The sequence below is a fragment of the Pantoea sp. A4 genome (genome assembly GCF_000295955.2).
In the GTDB taxonomy this organism is placed as follows: Bacteria; Pseudomonadota; Gammaproteobacteria; order Enterobacterales; family Enterobacteriaceae; genus Pantoea; species Pantoea multigeneris.
Genome location: NZ_ALXE01000045.1, coordinates 162301 through 184481, shown reverse-complemented (window position 1 = coordinate 184481; position 22181 = coordinate 162301). Strand labels below are relative to the sequence as shown.

Sequence of the window (22181 nt, the reverse complement as noted above, 5' to 3'; positions counted from 1 at the left end):
CATCGTTCGTGCCTTCATGTGAGTGATGCGCGGTACATCGTGCATGCCTTTATGTCAGTGATGTGAGGGACATCGTCCGTGCGATTTGTGGCTGCATAGCTCACAGACCTACCCTATCCCTGGAAGGGAGAGGGAATGTACGGCATCGCTATTACATGCATCACCGGTCTGGCACCCTCTCCCGCTTGCGGGAGAGGGCTGGGGTGAGGGGATGTCCGGCACCATTATTTGAAAGGGAAAATGAATATTCAGCAGCGTGCAATCAAGCCCAGATATCTCCAACCATAAAGCCCTCGGTGAAGGGATCGTCGTGGTCCAGAACATAGTTATTGATACCGTAAATCCAGCTTTTGCCGGTAATGGTCGGGACCACAGCGGTGCGTCCTGCCAGCGACGTCTCTTCTACGAGGCGACCGGTGAACACGTTACCGAGAATACCCTGATGGCGGAAATCCTGATGCAGCGGCAGTTCACCTTTGGCATGCAGCACGGCCATCTTGGCACAGGTGCCGGTACCACAGGGGCAACGGTCGATGGCCCCTGTCCAGGTGGTGGGGTCCTCCCAGGAAAATGTCCCTGACGCCATGGTCACCACATTGCGCCAGTCGGCATTGGGATCGTCAGTGGGGCCGGAAAGCTGTGAAATGGTAATTCCAACGCCCGGATAATCCGGGTGCGCCACCGGCAGTTGTTCAATGGCGGCCTGACGAATCATGGCTGATATTCGTGCGATCTCTTTGCCGTGAGAGGAAGTCAGCTCCAGGCCGGGGAACTGGCGCACATCCGCAATCACGTAGAACATCCCACCCCAGGCAACGTCGACTTTCACATTCCCTAAATGTGGTACGTCAATAATCGCATCAAGATAGACGGCGAAAGCCGGTACGTTGGTAAATGTCACGCCTTTCACTTTGCCATCCTGACACTGGGCAGACACTTTAATCAGACCCGCCGGGGCCTCCAGAATCAGTTCAGTCACCGGTTCCTGCATCGGTAACATCCCCATCTCCAGCAGCACTGTCACCACCGAAATGGTATTGCCGCCGGACATCACCGGATACTCAATTTGCTCCATAATGATGTAGCCCGCATCTGCGGTTGGGTCGTTTGGCGGGACAATAATATTACAACAGTGAGCAGGGTAGCCGCGTGGCTCGCGCAGCATCAGCTTACGCAACTGATCGTCATTCTCTTCCAGCCACTGCATCTTCTCATATACGCTGTTGCCGGGAATATGCGGCACGCCCCCGGTAATCACGCGCATTGGACATCCGGCATGGGTATCAACCGCGTGAATCGTTCTTTTAAAAGCCATAGCAACCTGCCTGTTCATCTTGGTGTAGTGCGGTTTCCCTGCGAAGTGAAAACCGGTTAAAGGTCAAACTTACTTCAATTCTGCGGAGCGCTTGAGTGCGGCTACCGGTTGCGCATCGGGCGCAATAACACTGCTGTTGTGTAAATCCATGGCGCGGGTTTCCGGGGCCATGAACAGGGCGACAACAAACCCCACTACCGAAATACCGAAGGCGACATACATGGTATTGGCGATCCCCAGCGTAGTGAGAGAAAGGGGGATCAGATAAGTGCCTACCGCCGCGCCAATACGCGAGAGTGAAGTGGCTAAGCCCACCGCAGTACCGCGCACTTCTGTCGGGAACAGTTCATTGGGATACACATATTCCAGCACCTGAGCACCGCCGATAAACAGCGCATAGGCGCAGAAAAAGACCAGGGTTGCCATGGCGGCACTGCTCGGGAAAATTGCCAGTAACAGCAGCGCTAAACCACTCCACAGGAAGCTGTGCAGCAACAGCTTACGGCGACCCAACGGATTGATCAGTTTCACTGCTCCTAAACAGCCCGCGACAAACATCAACGTAATGGCGACCGCGCCCAGTGCCGCCCATTCACCGGTCAATCCCATGGTTTGCAAAATACGTGGTGCAAAGGCATAGATAGCAAACTGCGGGATAATGGCGCAGGTCCAAAACATACTGACGAAGAAGATGCGCTTGCCATAACCAGAATGGAACAACTGGCCGATGGAAACGTTATGTCCATGCTGTTTTTCCGGGAGATCATCAATGGAAAACTCAGCGCCATAGACTTTTTTGATCACCGCATCAGCTTCTGCTTTCCGGCCCTTGTTCATCAACCAGCGGGCAGACTCCGGGGTGCCAACGCGCAGGAAAAGGAAAATGGCAGCGGGAACAAAGGCGCTGGCTAATGCCCAACGCCAGGCATCTTCCCCCGCGACGCGGAGAATGATTTCACCGACCACATAGGCCGCGGCGGCACCAATAAACCAGACCATCACCAGACTGGCCAGAATAGAGCCGCGCTGTTTTTTGGGAAGAAACTCAGCCAACAGTGAGGTTGCCAGCGGATGGTCGGCCCCAATGGCCATTCCTAATAGCAGACGCAGGCTGATTAATGCGGCAGCGGAAGTTACCCAGAACTGCCCGAGGGAAAACAGCGCCAGAAACACCAGTACCAATAAATACAGCGTCTTTCTTCCCAGTTTGTCCGTCACAATGCCGCCGATAAAGCCACCGAGGAACATGCCAAATAATGAAGATGCGGCGACCATGCCTTCTTCCATGGGGGTTAAATGCAACGCGGTGCTGATTTGTAACATCACCACGCCAATAATGCTCAGAATATAGCCATCAAGAAACGGGGCGGCTGAAGAGTACACGGCTAACTTTTTATGAAAGCTATTTAACGGTGCATCTTCCAGCGAGGTTTTAACGTGCTTTGACATTTGCATTACCTCTAGCGTAGCGATTTATATTGCAGGTCTTGTTTTCTTTGCCTGATAAAAGAAAATTGATTTTTATTTCATCCGTAACTGAATATAAAAGTACGCCGTAATAGAGTGTGATGTGTTATACGGATGTTACGTCTGATGCAGACTTTCGCACCGGACAACATAATGCCATATAAAAAAAAGGACAATTAACATAAGTTAATCCCGGCTCGCGGTGGATATGTGATCGCGCTATTAACTTTGCATTAACGTGGTGCGGAATATTGAGGGATAAAAACAACGGTTCATTCTTCACGCTTCTGTCGCATGACACGGCGACAGAAGATTTGAGACAACCCTGGCGTGAAAGTCCCGCTTATCTTGCTGTTACACATTTTTCTATAACGAGGCAGACAAAAAGCGGTTAAAAAGTGACTTTCATCACAAATTTTGCGCGTTGTCTTTTTTGTTATACTTCCTGAGATTTATGTAATAGCTGTGACAGAACCCTTTACGGTACATATAAGTGACAATAAGACGCAGCACAGGTGTTAACTATGTTTAGCAGCCCGAGTCCCGCCCTTTCATCCGCACGCCAGGAAATCGCTCTGCCAGGTAAGCCTGAGTTAAAAGTGGGCTTCATCCTGATGAACCGTTTTACCCTTATCCCGGTGGCCGGGTTTGTCGATTCGCTGCGCTTTGCCGCTGACGTCTCCTTCTCCAGCCGCCAAATTTACTGCCAGTGGGACTGGATGTCGGTAGATGACAAACCGGCTACCGCCAGCTGTGAAATGCGCATTGAGCCGACGCGCGCGCTCAACAACACCGAACACTACGACTATATCGTGCTTGCCGGGGGGTTACTGGAAGAGACGCGCGATCCACCGGAATACCTGCTGGAACTGCTGCGTGATTATCATGCGCGCGGCACGCCGATTATTGGCATGTGCAGTGCTTCGTTTGTGCTGGGTAAAGCCGGGCTGCTGCGTAAGAAGCGCTGTGCGGTGCATTTCACTATCGTCGATGAGTTCCGGCAGCGCTTCCCGGATGCCCATGCGGTCATGGACAAAAGCTATATTGATGATCAGGGCATCATTACCTGTCCGGGTGGTACGGCCATCGATCTTGCGGCGAGTTTGATCCGTAAACACTGTGGCGACATCCGTGCGCATAAGGGCCTGGAGTATCTGCTGGTGGAGGACATTCCGGCAGCGAAAAAAGAGGATGAGTCAGTCAAATCGGACAGCATGGAGGAGCACGTCTATAAAAACGCCGTGGTGCAGCGGTCAATTAACTTTATGAAAGCTAATCTGGGCATGCACTTTACCCTCAAGGATGTGGCCGAGCATGTGGGATCGCACCCACGTCAGCTCAACCGGGTATTTCTTGCCAATACCAACTGCACGCCCGCCAGCTACTGGCGGCAGTTGCGTATCCATCACGCCAGAAACCTGCTGGTCAATACCAGCCAGCGTATTACCACGGTGGCGCTTAACTGCGGCTTCTCAGATGCTTCACACTTTATTCTGTGGTTCCGAAAACAGTATGGCGAAACGCCGAATGATTACCGCAAACGCCGGCGTGAAATTGAAAAACTCACTGACCGCCATGAAAAACAGCGGTTCAGTGGGCATGCCTGATTTGCCGTTTGCCCACCATGCTGTGGCTACCACAGGCAGCCATTTCGGATCTGTTCGAGCAACACCATCAACGGATGTCTGAGCGCAATCGCCGACAGCCGTTTCACCTGGCTACGGCAGGAGTAGCCGGTCGCCAGGGGTTCGCTGGTGTTGTGGCCGGTGACCTGCTGTGACCAGGAGAGAGAATAGATGGTTTGCGAGGTTGCGAGGTTGCGAGGTTACGCGCCTCATGCCCGTAGGTGCCAGACATTCCGCAGCATCCGCTGGGTTGCACGTCCAGCACCAGCCCGCGGCGGGCAAAAATCGCCTGCCACTGTTTTGCACTCTCGGGGGCATTGGTTTTCTCTGTACAGTGCGGTAACAGGCGGTAAACGGTGTTTGTTACCGTAGTGGCTATGTCCGGTAGCGCTGACAGTAGCCACTCTTGCGGTAACATCACCGGAGGAACCTCACCGACCTGCGGGACTTTAAGGTACTCCTGGCGATAGGTTAGTGTCATGGCCGGATCCAGCCCAACCAGCGGAATACCCGCCTGTGCCAGTGCAGACAAACGCTGCGCATTACCGCGTGCGACCTGGTTAAACATCGACATAAATCCCTGTACGTGCAACGGTTTGCCGTTGGCCTTTAACGGGGCCAGCCAGACCTGGAAACCAATGCGGGTAGCCAGCTCAATGAAGGTGGCTAACAGTTGAGGCTCAAAAAAGCGCGTAAAGCTATCCTGAACCACAATCACACTGCGCGCTTTTTCCGTTGCACTCAGGCGTGCCAGCGCCCCCGGCGTCGCGGTTTTCACCTCCCACTGCTTCATCAGACCTGCGAGGGGAAACGTGTTGATCAACGGGCTATCAACCATGCCCACCCGGTTTTTCAGCAAAGATTTTAGCCAGTTAGCGCTCATCAGCCGATTATAAATCGCCGGTATTTTTGCCATCCACGGCAGGGTGAATTCCAGAGAGCCGATCAGGTAGTCACGCAGGGGACGTGGGTAGCGCTGATGATAGAGATTAAGAAAGCGAGAGCGAAACTCCGGGACGCTGACTTTCACCGGACACTGCCCGGCACAGGATTTACAGGCGAGGCAACCGGCCATGGCGTCATAGACCTGATGGGAAAAATCACTGTTGTTGGCGGCGCTGCGCGTATTGAACCAGCGTTTTACTGTGGCACCTACGCCAGGCGTGTGCTGCTCCGCCTCCAGCACATCAATGCCGCTGTTGCCCTGTAAGCGCAGCCACTCGCGCATCAGCGAGGCGCGCCCCTTCGGTGAATGAATGCGATCGCGCGTGGCTTTCCAACTGGGGCACATGGCATCGTCAGGATCGGCGTTGTAACAGGCGCCATTGCCGTTACAGTGCATAGCTGCGCCGAAACTTTGCCACACTCGCTCATCAATCTGGCGGTCATATTCGCCGCGTGTCGGTACGCCATCCACCTTCACCAATGGCGAGGAGCTATCAGCGGGCGTAGCAATTTTGCCGGGATTGATCTGGTTGTTGGGATCAAACGCCTGCTTTATCTGCTGCAACGCCGGATAGAGTGGGCCAAAAAACCGGGGTGAAAACTCGGAACGCATGCCTTTGCCGTGCTCGCCCCACAGTAAACCGCCGTAGCGTTGTGTCAGTGCTGCCACGGCAGTGGTGATCGGTCTGATTAATGCGGCATGCTGCGGATTTTTCATATCCAGTGCCGGGCGCACATGCAACACCCCGGCATCCACGTGACCAAACATGCCGTATTGCAGCTGATAGCTGTCCAGCAGCGCACGGAACTCGGTGATGTAAGCGGCCAGATGCTCAGGTGGCACGGCGGTGTCTTCAACAAACGCCTGCGGCCGGGCTTCACCGCTCACGTTACCGAGCAGGCCAACGGCGCGTTTGCGCATGCCATAGACGCGCTCTACGGCGGCATGGCCGACCGCACAGGTATGACCCAGCCGTAGCGTGGTGGTGTCCTGCTGTAGGTGCGAGATAAAGTGCTCAACCTGCTGATTGACCTCTTGCTCATCATCGCCACTGAATTCAATCAGATTGATGCCCAGCGTCGGCGTGGCCTGCTGGGGGAAATACTCCGCCACGCTGTTCCAGACGATATCCTGCATCGCCAGCAGCAGCACGCGAGAATCAACGGTTTCAATGGAGAGCGGGTTCAGGGCAATTAACGCGCGGGCATCATGCAGGGCATCCATAAAACTGGCGTAACGGACGTTCACCAGTACAGAAAATCGCGGTATTGGCAGTACGTTCAGTTTCGCTTCAACCAGCAGCCCGAGCGTACCTTCCGCGCCACACAGCACGCTGTTGAGATTAAAGCCGCCTTCGGCGGTGGCAATGTGGGCGAGATCGTAACCGGTCAGGCAGCGATTGAGTGGGGGAAAATGATCTTTAATCAGCTGCGCCTGCTCAGTGGCAATCTTACGCACCGTTCGGTGCACTCTGCCGACCGGGCCTGGCTGGCGCTCCAGCGTTGACCACTCGGCGGCGCTGCGCGGCTGGCTGTGTAATTGTTCACCTCCGGCCAACACCATATCCAGTTCCAGCACGTGATCGCGCGTTTTTCCATAGGTACAACTGCCCTGACCGCTGGCATCGGTATTGATCATTCCGCCCAGCGTGGCACGGTTGGAAGTAGACAACTCGGGGGCGAAAAACAGGCCATAAGGGCGCAGCGCGGCGTTTAGCTGATCTTTTACCACCCCCGCCTGCACCCGCACCCAACGCGCATCCGGGTTGATTTCAAGGATGCGATTCATATGACGCGACAGATCCACCACAATACCCTGCGTCAGCGACTGCCCATTAGTGCCAGTACCACCGCCGCGAGGTGAAATAACAATCTCATGAAAACCGGGCTGTGCCATCAAGCGGGTGATTATCACCACATCACGATTATCACGCGGGAAAAAAATCGCTTTAGGTAGTCGCTGATAAATAGAGTTGTCGGTAGAGAAAATAATCTGGTTTGCGTGGTTTATTTCTATTTCGCCGCTAAATCCCTGACGTTGAATTTCCGCAATAAACTGATGGTAAAGTGAGGAGAGAGGATTATCATTGGGTTTTAATGTCGCGATTAACATAGACGTACGCCAGCCTGCTTCGATAAGCGAATAAATTGTTGTTGATGAATATTCAGCGGTCAGAATTACCATGGCCGGTTAATACGGGATAACCGGCCATGGTGTTATTTATTCAGCCTCAGATGCTAAGGCAGATGTATTTAATTTCCAGGTAATCTTCGATGCCGTATTTAGACCCTTCACGGCCCAGACCGGAAGCTTTAACGCCGCCAAAAGGCGCAACTTCGGTGGTAATTAACCCGGTATTGACGCCCACCATGCCATACTCCAGTGATTCCGCTACGCGGAAGATGCGAGACACATCTCTGGTGTAGAAATAGGAAGCGAGACCGAACTCCGTGTCATTAGCCTGGGCGACCACGTCTTCATCGCGGGTAAAGCGAATCAATGGGGCCAGCGGACCAAAGGTTTCATCGCGGACCACCAGCGCGCTCTGCGGGACTTCGGTTAAAATGGTGGGCTGGAAGAAATTGCCGCGAATCAACTGTCCCCCGCTGAGGACTTTCGCCCCTTTGCTCACTGCATCGTCAATATGCTCGCGCACTTTGGCAAGGGCCTTCTCATCGATTAGCGGGCCGGTGGTGATGCCGTGCTCCAGGCCATTGCCAATGGTCAGTTCAGCCACTTTAGCCTGTAATTTTTCCGCGAACAGGTCGTAAACGCTATCGTGTACATAGATACGGTTAGCGCATACGCAGGTTTGGCCGTTGTTGCGGAATTTAGAGATCAGCGCCCCCTCTACGGCTTTGTCCAGGTCGGCATCTTCAAACACGATAAACGGCGCATTGCCGCCAAGCTCCATTGAGACCTTTTTCACGTCCTGTGCGCACTCCGCAATCAGCTGACGCCCAATATCGGTTGAGCCGGTAAACGTCAGCTTGCGCACGATCGGGTTGCGGGTCAATTCACCGCCGATGTCCCCTGCGCTGCCGGTGATCACGCTGAATACGCCTGCGGGGATCCCGGCACGCTCCGCCAACTCCGCCAGGGCTAACGCCGAGTAGGGGGTCTGTGAGGCGGGTTTCAATACCATGGTGCAGCCTGCGGCCAGCGCTGGCCCGGCCTTGCGAGTAATCATTGCCGAGGGAAAATTCCACGGGGTAATGGCGGCGGTCACGCCAATCGGTTGTTTGATCACCAGCAAGCGTTTGTCCGCCTGATGGCCGGGGATGGTATCGCCATAGATACGTTTGCCCTCTTCAGCGAACCACTCCAGATAGCTGGCGGCGGTGGTGATTTCCCCACGGGATTCGGCCAGCGGTTTACCCTGCTCAATGGTCATTAAGCGGGCGAGATCCTCCTGATTCTCCAGCATCAACTCATACCAACGGCGGATCTTTTCTGAGCGCGCTTTGGCGGTCAGGGCTCGCCATGCGGGGAGGGCCGCACTGGCTGCGTCAATGGCGCGATGGGTTTCTGTTGCCCCCATTTTGGCAATGGTGCCGATGACTTCACCGGTCGCCGGATTGGTCACCTCGGTGGTTAAGCCACTGTCGGCATTCAGCCATTGCCCATTGATATAGGCCTGCTGGCGAAATAAGGCAATATCTTTCAGTTGCATAATCATGTCCCTTCTTTAACGGGTTAATTCAGCAAGAACGCGGGTTGCAAATGGCGGCGCTGCGTGCTTTGAGTTCAGTATTCAGAATGCGATCGTTCTCTGAATAGTCGACCGGGCAATCAATGAGATGGACGCCGGGTGTGGTCAGGCAGTGTTGTAGCCGCGGCAGTAAATCACCTGCTTGCGCAATGCGGTGCCCCTGCGCGCCATAAGATTCAGCATAGAGGACGAAATCGGGATTGCCGTAATCAAGGCCAAAATCGGCAAAGCCCATATTTGACTGCTTCCAGCGGATCATGCCGTAGCCATCATCACGCAGGATGAGCACCGTCAGGTTCATTTTCAGCCGTATAGCGGTTTCCAGCTCCTGGCTGTTCATCATGAAGCCGCCATCACCACATACCGCCAGAATGGGTTTTTCTGGGTAAACCAGGTGTGCTGCCATGGCCGAAGGCAGACCCGCCCCCATGGTTGCCAGCGCGTTGTCCAGCAGCACCGTGTTAGGTTTATGGGCTTTGTAATTGCGGGCAAACCAGATCTTATAAATGCCATTATCCAGGGCAACAATGCCCTCTGACGGCAGAGCCTTACGCACATCAGCAACCAGGCGCTGCGGATAAACCGGGAAGCGATTATCGTCACTACCTTCGGTGAGATGGGCTTCATTAGCTTCACGAATTTGCAGCAGGCGGGTGAAATCCCAGTGCGCGGTATTCCGCAACGCTTCGGTCAGTTGCCAGACGGTATTGGCGATATCGCCAATCACTTCGATCTGCGGAAAATAGACCGGATCGACCTCAGCAGAGCGGAAATTTACGTGGATCACTTCGGTTCCGCCTTGTTGCATAAAGAAGGGCGGTTTTTCAATCACATCATGACCGATATTGACGATCAAATCGGCGGCTTCGATCGCTCGATGGACAAAGTCACCGGCGGAAAGCGCAGCGTTACCGAGGAAGCGGGGATCGCGTTCATCAACCACACCTTTCCCCATCTGCGTGGTGACAAAGGGAATGCCGGTGGTGGCAATCAGCTGAGTCAGCACCCTGGCGGTGAGTTTACGATTCGCACCGGCTCCAATCACCAGCACAGGTGAACGCGCGCTTTTAAGCTTGTCCACGGCGGCGGCGATGGATTTTTGCTCAGCGACCGGGCGGCGGTGCAGACTGGGGGGGATTGGGCGGCTTTCCGTGAGTTCGGCGGCAATATCTTCAGGCAGTTCGAGATGCACCGCGCCGGGTTTTTCCTCCTCAGCCAGACGGAAGGCTTCGCGCACCCGCGAGGGAATGTTATCTGCCGAGGCAAACTGGTGGGTATATTTGGTGACGGGCTCCATCATATTCACCACGTTTAAAATCTGGAAGCGACCCTGTTTTGACTTCTTAATCGGTTTCTGGCCGGTAATCATCAACATGGGCATCCCACCCAACCAGGCATAGGCTCCTGCGGTCACCAGATTGGTGGCTCCTGGGCCTAAGGTGGAGAGGCTCACGCCAGTACGTCCAGTGAGTCGACCGTAAGTCGCGGCCATAAATCCCGCTGACTGTTCATGACGGGTCAGGACCAACCTGATGCTGGATTGTCGCAGGGATTCAAGTAAATCCAGGTTCTCTTCGCCGGGGATGCCAAAGACATATTCTACGCCTTCGTTTTCCAGGCATTTTACGACTAAATCCGCAGCTTTAATCATGATGCATTTACCCTTTGGGGTGATATTAAGCAGGAGAGAGGGCGCAGGTATTCATTTCCACGCCTTTTAATGTTTGTTATTTAAGCTTCGATGGTCTTTGCCGGTAACAGAGCATGAATATAGGCATTAATATTATTTACCGAGGTGCTGATTAATGTTTGCATCGCGTCCTCACTGCTCCACGCCATGTGCGGGGTCAAAATGAAATTCGGCATTTCAGTGAGTGCCAGCAGCGGTTCATCCGCAGTGATCGGTTCATTCACCACCACATCAATCGCTGCTCCGCCAATCGTCCCGCGCTGCATGGCATTAATCAGTGCGGCTTCATTAATAATTCCGCCGCGAGCGGTATTAATAATAATGGCATCGGTTTTCATTAAATTAAGTTCAGCGGCATCGATCATATTGTGTGTTTCGCGGGTCAGCGGCACATTCACCGAAATTACATCACAGTTACGCAGTAACGTCTCACGGGAAATATAACGGCTGCCTTGCAGGGAACCATTTCGGTCATCAAACAACACGTGCATGCCGATCTGGGTTGCCAACTGGTCAAGGCGTTGTGCAATCGGGCCTGTGCCAATAATTCCCAGTGTTTTTCCCGCAACGTCACGGACGCGATAATCAAAATAGATATTTTTAGCGGTCACGTTGCCACGATATACACGTTGCATTAACTGGCTGTAGCCACTGGTGCGACGAAACAGTTCGTAAATCGCGCCGACCACATGTTCCGCCACCGTGTTGGATGCATAGCCAGGCACGTTGGTCACGGTGATGCCGTGTCGTTGGCAGTAGTCCATATCGACGATATCGGTGCCGGTGAGGGCGAGCGAGATCATTTTCAGTTTGGGCAACTGCCGCAAATGCTCAGCGCGCAGCGGCACGCTACAGGTCAAGGCCACCGTGGCGTTTTGTAGTCGTTGAACCACATCCTCATTGGCGGTGTAGCCATAAGATTCCCACGTATGGGCAAAGGAGAGCTCGGGTATTTTCACGGAAGGGGCAATCCCTTCATTATCCAGAAATACAACGTGATGTGACATGCTTACCTCGCGCATTACTTTTTCTTGTTCGGCACATAACCCGCCGGCGCCAGCGTGGTCAGAAATTGGGTGATGACATCCGCATCACGATCGCTGTCTTCTAACGACTCTTTACGTACCAGGGCATTACGCACCATGCGTGTGCCAACAAAGCGGAACGGCTCTGGCGGGAGCAGCTTCACTTTTTGATCCACCAGGCCACAGCGCGACCACTCATCGTGGGTTTCGAGCACCAGCGATTTGATAATGCGGCTGGCGAACACCGTGGTCGCGACGCCGTTACCGGAAAAACCAATGCCATAGACAATGTCACCATGGCCGCCGAGGAAGCCAAAGTTGGGGAGTCCCTTCATGGCGCGGTCTAGCGGACCGGTCCAGCTGCTGACGACCGGCACATCGGCCAGGCTGGGGTAAAAGGAACGCAGCTCCCGCGTGACGCCTTCAGCGGCCGGGCATGGGCGGTCATACAGGTCGCCAATCCGTGAGGCATAGGCGAATTGTCCCAGTGGCTTGCCAAAAACGATGCGGCCATCGGGGGTGTTGCGCCAGTAGTTGAGCACCGTGCGGGAGTCGGTTACGCAGACGCCATCGTTAAATCCGGTGGCATCGAGGCGCGCTTTCATGGGCGCGGTGGCAACCATGTCGCTAGACATCACCACAATCATGCGTTTCAACTCGGGGAACTGAGCGCCCCAGGCATTCATGGCGATAACCACTTTGCGCGCTTTCACGCTGCCTTTTTCAGTATGCACGATGGGTGGTTTGCCGCGTTCGAGACGTGTTAGCGGCGTTTTTTCATAAATTCGCACGCCAAGCTCAATCGCTACGCGACGCAAACCCCGCGCCAGCATCGCGGGTTGCACCGTTGCGGCATTAGGATCGAAAATACCGGACAGGGTACGTGGCGATCCTGATTTACTGCGCGCCACTTCAGGCGTTATTTCAATAAACGGGTTTGCCTGGTATTTTTCCAGGCTGTCGGTGAGTACCCGCCAGCTGTTGTGCTGGCGCGGGTTACTGGCGGTCCACAGCCAGCCATCCTTACGATACTGAGCGTCAATATTATGCTGCTGACAAAAATCGCCAATTTCATCAATGGCAGATTCCGCCGCTTCACAAATACGACGCGCCTCTTCTTCGCCGCAAATACTCATCAGTGACAGGTATTTCGCCCACCAGTTATTCGCCAGGCCGCCATTACGGCCACTGGCCCCGGAACCACAGCGATCTTTTTCAATCAGGACGATGTCCAGTTCCGGGTGCGCTTTTTTGAGGCGAATAGCAGACCAGAGGCCGAGAAAACCGCCGCCGATAATACAGACATCTGCTTTGGTGTGTTCTTTTAGTTGGGGAGCCAGGGCGCTCTCCAGATCGAGCGCCTGCGCATACCAGAATCCACGGTACATGAGTTAATGCCTCAAAAGATGTTATCGATGCGTGAATTATCTGGTGAGGTGAGGTGAACAACTATCATAATTAAGACAGTTTTTATAACAGGCTGGCGTATTTTAAATTGTGTGACGTAACTCTCTTTTGGCCGTAATAATAAAAAAGCCGACGCAGGCGTCGGCTAATCAACAATAGTCCGCTTTTGTGCTCACCGTTAATCGGGTTGATAACCGTAAACCTGAATCTCAATAAGATAGTGTTTATTAGCCAGGGCTGCGCCTACGCAGGCGCGAACCGGGGCATGTTCAGGATCGACCCAGGCATCATAAATTTCATTCATGGCTGGAAAGTCGGCCATATCAGCCAACCATATTTGCACCCGCGTAATATCCGATTTTCTCAGACCCGCGCGGGAAAAGAGTGCTTCGGCCTGGCTTAACACTGAGCGCGTCTGCGTACGAATATCCACTGCGTCTTCAGCGGTGGCGACCAGTCCAGAGGTAGTGACTGCGGCACCCGCAATGACCAGCGATGCCGCACGGTGGCTCCCCTTGATACGTGTAATCTGGCTCATCAAGGCACTCAGAACAGGAGGTAGGTTTTACGTAGCGTCTCTTTGATATCCCAGACGCCTTCGCAGTTTTCCGGGAACAACACCGCATCTCCCGCCCTTAGCTCCACCGGTTCGCCTTCATCTGGGGTGAAAATGCACCATCCGCTGATGATGTGGCTGAATTCGCGGTTTTTCAGATAGCGGCGAAACACCCCTGGCGTACTTTCCCACACCCCTGTACTGGCACCGATCTCTGGCGCTTCCTGATGTTGTGCGCTGCCCTGGGAGGCAATTAACTCGCTCAGGGGAAATTTAGCGGCGGTGTCGGTTGCAATTACTGCGGTGTCGGCTTTTTTTACCACGGCTATTTTACCGGTCATGATTATTCCTCATTGGGTTATGACTTTTTTATGTAACGTTGGCCGTTAAGCGTGCACGATGCTTTGAATGCGACATATAAAGAAAATGACGATAATTAGGAGCTTTTTAAAATTTTTCAGCGATGCGTGAGCCAGCATTAAATTTGTCGCGTTTAATTGCGTGACAACTGAAGGCAATTAGCATTAAATCACGCGCGTACAGGACTGTTCAGTCCGTCCGGTTATTTCATCGTTTTTCGGCAGGTTACATGTACCAGGGTATCGCTTTATCTCTTTTGGCATCGGTGCTATTTGCCGTGCAGTATTATCTCTCGGCGCTGATCCCCGGCATCAATGGCTTTGAGCTGTATGGCTGGCGTACGCTGATTTCCGTTCCCATCATGACGGTGTGCCTGCTGGTGAGCGGTCACTGGCGGGCGGTGACCGCCATTATGGTGCGTATTGTGGCGCAACCGGCATTAGCGTTGGGGATTCTGCTGAGCAGCGCTTTGATGACGGTGCAGCAGGTGCTGTTTATCTGGGCACCGCTTAACGGACGTGGCATGAACGTGGCGTTGGGAAATTTTTTACTGCCGCTGGTGCTGTTGTTAGTGGGTCGACTGTTTTACAAAGAAAAACTCTCCGTGCTGCGAGGCACCGCAGCGTTTGTGGCGGCGTGCGGCATCCTGTATGAGCTGTATCAGGTGGGCGGCTTCTCGTGGGAAGCCCTGACCGTCTCTGTCGGCTTCACCGCCTACTTTGTACTGCGCCGTGCACTGGGCACCAGCAATCTGGGCGGTTTGTGGCTGGATATGCTGCTGATGTTGCCCTTTGCAGTCTGGTGTGTCTGGGGCGGCGAAGTTATCACCAGGACGCCGGTTCTGTCGGTTTCGGCGCATCTTGCCATTCTGGCTATCGGCCTGTGCAGCGCCGTTGCCTTTATGGTTTACATCACCGCCAGCCGGTTATTGCCGTTTACGGTGTTCGGTTTGATGGGTTATGTCGAGCCGGTATTACTGGTTTTCGTGGCGCTGCTGCTGGGGGAATCCATCGCCGCACGAGAATGGCCGATGTACCTCGCTATCTGGGGTGCGGTGGGGCTGTTGGCACTGGATGGGATCGCGAATGTCCTGCTGCGTGGTCGCCGGAAGTATTAAGATAACTCAGCGCAAAAATCACCAGAAAATAAGGCATTAAAACAAGGGTATAGCTGATTTTTGTCACCATTGTGCTTGAATTCACCCGCATGGCTGCCAGGCTTAATGGCGACAGGCGTTCAACACAGGAGGCATTATGACGCGCTTTACACACAAGATTGTGGTGATTACCGGAGCAGGATCTGGCATTGGTGCGGCGACCGCTCAGCGGTTTGCCAGCGAAGGTGCCACGGTGGTGCTGGTAGGCAGAACGCGTGAAAAGCTGGATAAAATCCTTGATACGCTGGAACAAGGTCGCCACCTGGCGGTGCCTTGTGACGTGGGTGACGCTGAGCAAGTGAAATCACTGGCAGAAAAAGTGATCAGCACTTTTGGTCGGGTGGATGTGCTGGTCAATAATGCGGGCACCGTGGTGCAGGGAAAAGCCCATGAGGTGTCGGTAGAGGACTGGAAAAGCCTGATGAATACCAACCTCGACGGCGTTTTCTACTGTACGCACTACTTCATGCCTGCGCTGCTCAAGACTCAGGGCAACGTGGTGAACACCTCCTCGGTCTCGGGTTTAGGTGGCGACTGGGGCATGAGCGTGTACAACGCAGCGAAAGGGGCGGTGACGAACTTTACCCGCGCCCTGGCGATGGATTACGGTGCTGACGGGGTGCGGGTTAACGCGGTGTGCCCAGGCTTTACCCTGACTGACATGGCGGATGAGATCAAAGATGACAAGGCGTTGCTCAATAAGTTTTACGATCGCATCCCGTTACGTAAAGCAGGGCAGCCTGAAGAGATTGCCAGCGCCATCGCTTTCCTTGCCAGCCATGACGCTCGTTACATCACGGGGGTGAATCTCCCCGTTGATGGGGGGCTTACTGCTTCCAACGGTCAGCCTAAACAGGCCTGATTTTTTGTTTCCAGCCTGCCGCCATGGCGGGCTTTTTATCGCCTTTATCCGCCCGTTAGCGCTGATGCAGAGCTAAAACTCACCGATTGTCAGGGGAAAAATGCCAGGCAGCTCGATTAACCGCTATCTGCCCGCAATTGCCACTTGAAGTGGCGGGTTAAGCCAGCTAGCCTGCCTGCATAATTTGTTTATCCTTCCTGAACACAGGTAATAACGGCAATGGCTTTTATCCCGAAAAACTATGCGCGGCTGGAGAGTGGCTACCGCGAAAAAGCGTTAAAAATCTATCCGTGGGTCTGCGGACGCTGCGCACGCGAGTTCGTCTACTCCAACCTGCGTGAATTAACCGTTCACCACATCGACCACGATCACAACAATAACCCGGAAGATGGCAGTAACTGGGAACTGCTGTGTCTCTATTGCCACGATCACGAACACTCCAAATACACGGAAGCGGATCAGTACGGCACCAGCGTGGTGGCCGGTGAAGACGCACAAAAGGATATGGGGACAGCCACCCATAACCCGTTTGCCGATTTAAAAGCGATGCTGAATAAAAAGAAATAAGTTTACCGCGTGGTTTATCGCTGAACCTGCCAGGCCCACTCTCCAGTGGGCCTGAGTCTTTTCTGGTGTCCGCCTAAGCCCTGAGAGAAAGGCAGAAACTGCGAAGTTGCCCGGTGGTGGATAACCTATTATGCCCAGGTGTTATCTCCGCGTGGCGGTGGTTATTAAGCTTGCTACGCCTACTTTAAGGGTTAAGGAACGGACTATGAGCAGCACATCTCGCGCGGTAATTGATGAATTTTTTCGTCGGGTAGGTGGCGGTGAGCCAGTAGAAAATATCGGTGCGTTATTCAGTGAGCAAGTCGACTGGTATGTGGCCGGAGATACCCGCAACGTCCCGTGGATTGGCCGTAAAAAGGGCAAAGCCGGCGCGGCGGAATTCTATGCTCAAATCAGGGAATATCTCTTATCAGAAGCCTTTTCGGTGGATGATATTTTAACCCAGGGCAACCGGGTACTCGCCGTCGGAAAACTGGCCTCCCGGATGATTAAAACCGGTAAGCTGATGGAGACGGAGTTCTGCCTCGATTTCACGGTTGAGCAGGGTGAAATTACCCGTTTTCGTATGTTTGAAGATAGTTTTGCGGTGGCTCAGGCTGCGGTGTAGTGTTGGCGTCTGGCCCGTGCGTACGTCGGGCCAGCAATCAGCGTTGCCGCTAACCTTCGACGGCTATTTCCGCCGCCATCACACCCACTTTTACAAACGGGTTGCCGTGGCTACGCGGTTTTTTGATCAGTTTACCCACATAGAGATCTCTGACCGCTTGCGGCGCGATGCGGCCAATAAACTCTGAACGCTGCGTATCTTCTTTGATCGTTAACTCGCGAGTGAAGTATTGCTGCGTGCCTGCTTTAACCCAACTATGAATGGAGTAGACCTCCATAATCAGTCCCTCATAGGTTGCGTAGGCAAATTTCAGGTTTTCATTTTTCGGGATCTTTGCCCATACACCGCGAGTCGCTTCATACAGCGCCAGACTGCTCATGCCCGACTTGTAGGTGGTGTTCAGCAAGAAGGCGAGCCCGGCATGTTCAGGCGCGATCTCTGTCTCTTCCTGCAACACCAGGTGATGAAACTCATCCAGCGTGATGCGCCCCATTAGAGAACTGCTGCCCCGGACTTTATTCGTCAGTTCACCCACCCCCAGCAGATCAATACAGGTTGCTTCAACCAGCTTCGCCGTTTTCTCATCCATACCATGGCGCAGAATATCGATACCGAGCCGGTTCATGGCCGCCAGAGCCTGAATACGTTTTGATTTCGGCGAGTCATCAGGGTGTTTGATGTGATCGAGGCAGCGACTGCCTTTCCCTTTACCAATATAAAACGGCTTTTTAGTCTCATCGCCAGTGTCGTAAAAGGCATACACATAGGTATCAGCCATGGCTAATGACCGTGAGTATTTAGAAATATCCTGCATGGGGTTAATTCCTTTTTATGGGGGCTTTGGGAGGGTTATCGGCAGCGGCGGCATAAACTTTATAGGGGAGGTGGTAAATATGCGGATTTTTCACTTGGTGGCAGTACGGGAATTATGAGGTTTCATTGGCTGGTGAGAGTAAGGTGGTTAATATCATTTTTGGGAGTTGACAAGAACGAAAAAGTGGCTGGTGGTGTTGGCGGGGATAAATGAATGGTGTGGTTGCAGGGGGGGGGGAGGGTTTTGTGTAATAAGTAATATGCCTGTAAATCAAAGGCTTGAATTGGTTGATTGTTATAAAATTGCGACTTGTTTTTCAGAGGGTAGAAAATGAGGCTAAGAATAATCCAGATATATTGGCTTAAAAACAGATGGCATTATGAATAAGCGCTGATTTTTAATTGTATGCGCAAGGGGGCGGGTGGGGCATAATGATCTCGCCTAAGTTAAATAATGCTCTTGTTGTCATTCCTGTTATCCATGATGACAGCGACTAGTGGCTCAATCTTAAATGGCAGGAGATCGGGGATGCGTGAAGCTGAATTTCGGGAATGGCTGGAAATAAAAGGTGCCAAAACTAGAGCCGGTCTCAACACACGTGTTTATGCGGTCAAAACTATTGAAAAAAATCTTACTGCGCTGGGATCTCCTTACCTGGACCTGGATGCTGCCTATTCAGCAGATGGTTTTGCGCAATTACAACTCCGCATCAAACAGATCCGTCGCAATGCTATAGACGGTGGCAGCGATTATCGGCTGTTAATGCCTGATTCAGAACAACCGCTTAATCGCCTGTCTAGCTGGAACAGCTGGCTTGGGCAATATGGGCGTTTTCTTGGCGGCGATGACTCTCAAGCCGACGAAATTCGGGACTACGTTCTTGAAAACTACATCAGCCCAGCCCGCGAACGCGGTGATGATAGCGTAACTGTGATCGTTGGCGATTTAAATACCGAAATGGGGCTCAAGATGGCATGGCCGAGTATCTGTCAGGCTCTCGATGGGACAAAATTTCACGAACTGGCTGATGTTAGCCCCCCAGAAACGCAAGGCCCTGTAAATAGCAATATGCGGAAATATACTTTTAAGCTCAAGGAAGGAGACCAACTGGTGTCTCAGAATAAACCAACGCCAACTAACCTTATTCTTTACGGGCCTCCGGGTACCGGTAAAACGTATCAGACGGCGAGAGAAGCCGTAGTACTCTGTGATGGAAAAACTGACTACTCCACACGAGCTGGGCTGATGGCGCGTTATAACGAACTAGTAGCCGAAAAGAGGATCGCTTTCGTCACTTTCCATCAGAGTTATGATTACGAAACTTTTGTTGAGGGTCTTCGTCCAGAACTCGGTGAAGAGGGCTCTGCATCTACAGGGTTCAGACTTGCACCTACGCCGGGGATCTTCAGAGAAATTTGTGCCCTTGCCGATCAGGCCAGAACACAACCTCGCGTGCAGACTGATGCCCCGGCAGTCGAACTGTCCCAAAGGCGCTTCTGGAAAATGGGGCAGGGAGCTATTGGCACAGAAGATGATGTTTATGAAGATGCGCTGGCTAACAACTATATCGCATTGGGTTGGGGAGGAAACATTGACTGGAGTGCGAGTAGGTTTTCATCGTTCAATGCGATCCATGCCGAATGGATTGAAAAAAATCCAGATAATCGAACGCCAAGTAACTGGACGCAAACCTATCCCTTCCGTTGCGAGATGAAGCCCGGAGATATCGTCATTGTGCCTTATGGTAACACCGCGTTTCGTGCTATCGCCGAAGTCACTGGTGATTACTATTTTGTTCCTGAAGCCGAGGGTTACTATGCTCATCGACGATCTGTACGTTGGTTACTGGATCTCGATGAACCGCTACCACTCGATACTATCGTTGATGGTAACTTCGCAATGCGGACGCTCTATTCGCTCCCGACCAATCGTGTGAATCTCCTGGCGCTTGCTCGACTGCTCTCGAGTAAAGAGAACCCAAACACCCTTGCAGATGCTGAAGGGAAGACAGATCAGTTCGTCCTGATTATTGATGAGATCAACCGGGCGAATATCTCGAAAGTATTCGGTGAACTGATTACTTTAATCGAGCCGGACAAACGTCTGGGAATGCCTGATGCACTTACCGTGACGCTGCCCTATTCGAAAAAGAAAGACTTTGGCGTTCCCGCTAACCTTCACATCATCGGTACAATGAACACCGCCGATCGCTCTATCGCTTTGCTTGATACGGCATTACGGCGACGCTTCAACTTCCGTGAAATGGCTCCTGACGCCAGCCTGTTACCTGTAGTAGACAGAATAGATCTTCGCGCTGTCCTGGGTACCATCAATCAGAGAATTGAGTATCTTATCGGCAGGGAATATCGTATTGGTCATGCTTTCTTCATTAAGTGTGAAACCAGGCAAGAGATTGAAGATGCCGTACGCAATAAGGTTATTCCTCTACTACAGGAATATTTCTTTGAGGATTGGGGGCGAATCGCGGCAGTGCTGGGCGACGGATTTATGCAGAAAATAGAGATTTCACCACCGCCAGGGATAGACGGAGATCTATTATCTAGCTGGTCGGTACGTAAAGAGTTTAAGGATGACGCCTTTTATCAACTATTAGGGAAAGCCAGTACGTTGAATGCAACTGATGCCAAGATGGCCAGTGAACCAGAAGAATGACACATCTCACGGTTCACGAATGGGGTAGCGTCAGTGTAGGCGTAAATACCCCTCATGCGTTTACACGCACTCAGGCGAACGCGCTGCTTGCAGTGGCGCGTTCACATCCATTAGCAAATCAACACGGCACGAATATTCTGATTGATCGACACAGCAGAATATTCGCCAAACAAATGGTTGGGGTTATTGCTGCAACGGGGTGTAGCATTGAAATCCTGCCTAAAATCGATGCCAGGACGAAAGAACCTGATGCGGAACTCAGACACCGTCTGATTCGTATGCTTGACGTTGCCTTTGGACTTAAACTCGGCCATGGGCAGGCTGCAACAATGGCCAGACAGTCGGGAAATTTGCTTGAAATACTTATCCGTCTTTTTGCCGAGCGCTTGTTAGCTGAAGTACATCGGGGGCTACCTCGTGCCTATCTGGCTCAGGAAGACGATTTACCAGCATTACGTGGAAGGTTGAATATTAAGCGGCAGTTCACGGCACTTGCCGTACGTCCTGACAGTCTCGCCTGCCATTATGATGAACTTTCGGCCGATACCGCCTTGATGCGTATCATGAAGGCATGCGTAGTTATGCTTCGGCAATATGCCCGAGCAGCGGATACAATCCGTTGTCTGAACGAGTTGCGAAACCTTTTGGTGAATATTAGTGATATTCCAGTAGGTCGACTTCAGTGGTCACAGGTGCGGATCGATAGGACCAATCACCGTTGGGAAATGCTTTACGATCTGGCGCGCCTCCTTTTGAAACGTGATTGGCAGGCCACGCATCACGATAACCAGGCGCAGAAAGGCATCACACTGCTTTTCCCAATGAACGATTTGTTTGAGGCCTATATCGCGGCACTAGCTAAGCGTGCTGTCCGCGATACGGAATCGATAGTCCGTGCACAGGCTGGCAGATTGTATTGTTTGATTGAAGATAAAAAAGAGGGTAAACCGAGGTTTCAGACCCGCCCGGATCTTATTATCGAACGTGATCAAAAGATTATTATGATAATAGATACTAAATGGAAGTGTATTGAGCCTCATTCCGAAGATACCAAAAAAGGGGTTTCGTCGGCTGATGTTTACCAGATGATGGCCTATGCCCAGATTTATCAGTGCCCTCAAGTTACGCTTCTTTATCCGCATCATTCGGGGCTGGGCGCTCAATGTCTGGATGAAAATTATAAGATCTTAGCGGGCGAAGAAAAATTACAGGTAGCGAGTATAGATTTGCTCCAAGGTGAAGCTGTTATTGTTGAGCAGTTGGTTAAGATTATCACGGGGAATATGTTGAAATGAGGTAGGGATTGATAGTGGGCTTTGAGATAAGAGAGTCTTTTTCAGAGACTAATGCACCAGATAGCCTGAAGCTATTCAAAAATGAATCCTTAAAGTAAAGAAAT

The 22181-nt window shown here is 52.5% G+C and carries 16 protein-coding genes and 1 pseudogene; 7 read left to right on the top strand and 10 right to left on the bottom strand.

Annotated features, from left to right (window positions below; genetic code table 11):
- Positions 1-262 precede the first annotated feature (262 nt).
- A complete protein-coding gene (locus B880_RS0119110) occupies positions 263-1315 on the bottom strand; it encodes a proline racemase family protein (RefSeq protein WP_026042776.1) in 1053 nt (350 codons plus the stop codon).
- Positions 1316-1384: 69 nt separating this feature from the next.
- Entirely contained in the window at positions 1385-2764 is a 1380-nt protein-coding gene (locus B880_RS25250; RefSeq protein WP_017349062.1) for an MFS transporter, read from the bottom strand.
- A gap of 542 nt (positions 2765-3306) precedes the next feature.
- On the opposite strand from B880_RS25250, the gene B880_RS0119100 reads away from it, so the two are divergent.
- Positions 3307-4389 (top strand): GlxA family transcriptional regulator, encoded by a 1083-nt coding sequence (locus tag B880_RS0119100; RefSeq protein WP_017349061.1) that lies wholly within the window; start codon positions 3307-3309, stop codon positions 4387-4389.
- Positions 4390-4415: 26 nt separating this feature from the next.
- Here the strand turns inward: B880_RS0119100 and ydiJ are convergent.
- From ydiJ to B880_RS0119065, 7 genes and pseudogenes are all read right to left on the bottom strand, one after another.
- Positions 4416-7465, bottom strand: a pseudogene (ydiJ, locus tag B880_RS25245) (D-2-hydroxyglutarate dehydrogenase YdiJ).
- Positions 7466-7583: 118 nt separating this feature from the next.
- Complete coding sequence (gabD, locus tag B880_RS0119090; RefSeq protein WP_026042775.1) at positions 7584-9026, bottom strand: NADP-dependent succinate-semialdehyde dehydrogenase; 1443 nt, start codon at positions 9024-9026, stop codon at positions 7584-7586.
- A 28-nt stretch (positions 9027-9054) separates the two neighbouring features.
- Complete coding sequence (locus B880_RS0119085) at positions 9055-10716, bottom strand: acetolactate synthase large subunit (RefSeq protein WP_017349059.1); 1662 nt, start codon at positions 10714-10716, stop codon at positions 9055-9057.
- An 80-nt stretch (positions 10717-10796) separates the two neighbouring features.
- A complete protein-coding gene (locus B880_RS0119080; protein ID WP_026042774.1) occupies positions 10797-11762 on the bottom strand; it encodes an NAD(P)-dependent oxidoreductase in 966 nt (321 codons plus the stop codon).
- 14 nt (positions 11763-11776) lie between these two features.
- A complete protein-coding gene (locus tag B880_RS0119075) occupies positions 11777-13168 on the bottom strand; it encodes an NAD(P)/FAD-dependent oxidoreductase (RefSeq protein ID WP_017349057.1) in 1392 nt (463 codons plus the stop codon).
- A 197-nt stretch (positions 13169-13365) separates the two neighbouring features.
- A complete protein-coding gene (locus B880_RS0119070) occupies positions 13366-13725 on the bottom strand; it encodes a RidA family protein (RefSeq protein ID WP_017349056.1) in 360 nt (119 codons plus the stop codon).
- Positions 13726-13733: 8 nt separating this feature from the next.
- Entirely contained in the window at positions 13734-14084 is a 351-nt protein-coding gene (locus tag B880_RS0119065; RefSeq protein WP_017349055.1) for a cupin domain-containing protein, read from the bottom strand.
- 248 nt (positions 14085-14332) lie between these two features.
- Between B880_RS0119065 and rarD the strand changes: the two genes are divergently transcribed.
- From rarD to B880_RS0119045, 4 genes are all read left to right on the top strand, one after another.
- The gene (rarD, locus tag B880_RS0119060) at positions 14333-15220 is read left to right on the top strand and encodes an EamA family transporter RarD (RefSeq protein ID WP_017349054.1); all 888 of its coding nucleotides are present in this window, start codon (positions 14333-14335) and stop codon (positions 15218-15220) included.
- Between the two features lie 136 nt (positions 15221-15356).
- A complete protein-coding gene (locus B880_RS0119055) occupies positions 15357-16121 on the top strand; it encodes an SDR family NAD(P)-dependent oxidoreductase (RefSeq protein ID WP_017349053.1) in 765 nt (254 codons plus the stop codon).
- A gap of 219 nt (positions 16122-16340) precedes the next feature.
- Positions 16341-16688 carry an HNH nuclease YajD gene (yajD, locus tag B880_RS0119050; protein ID WP_017349052.1) on the top strand — a complete coding sequence of 116 codons (348 nt, stop codon included), beginning with the start codon at positions 16341-16343 and terminating at the stop codon, positions 16686-16688.
- Between the two features lie 205 nt (positions 16689-16893).
- Positions 16894-17295, top strand: a complete 402-nt coding sequence (locus tag B880_RS0119045; RefSeq protein ID WP_017349051.1) for a nuclear transport factor 2 family protein — start codon at positions 16894-16896, stop codon at positions 17293-17295.
- Positions 17296-17344: 49 nt separating this feature from the next.
- Here the strand turns inward: B880_RS0119045 and B880_RS0119040 are convergent, their stop codons facing one another.
- Entirely contained in the window at positions 17345-18109 is a 765-nt protein-coding gene (locus B880_RS0119040; RefSeq protein ID WP_017349050.1) for an LEM-3-like GIY-YIG domain-containing protein, read from the bottom strand.
- 528 nt (positions 18110-18637) lie between these two features.
- Between B880_RS0119040 and B880_RS0119035 the strand changes: the two genes are divergently transcribed.
- Positions 18638-20782, top strand: a complete 2145-nt coding sequence (locus tag B880_RS0119035; protein ID WP_017349049.1) for an AAA family ATPase — start codon at positions 18638-18640, stop codon at positions 20780-20782.
- Complete coding sequence (locus B880_RS0119030; RefSeq protein ID WP_017349048.1) at positions 20779-22077, top strand: McrC family protein; 1299 nt, start codon at positions 20779-20781, stop codon at positions 22075-22077. The genes B880_RS0119035 and B880_RS0119030 overlap by 4 nt, the downstream gene beginning before the upstream one ends.
- The last annotated feature ends 104 nt before the right edge of the window (positions 22078-22181 follow it).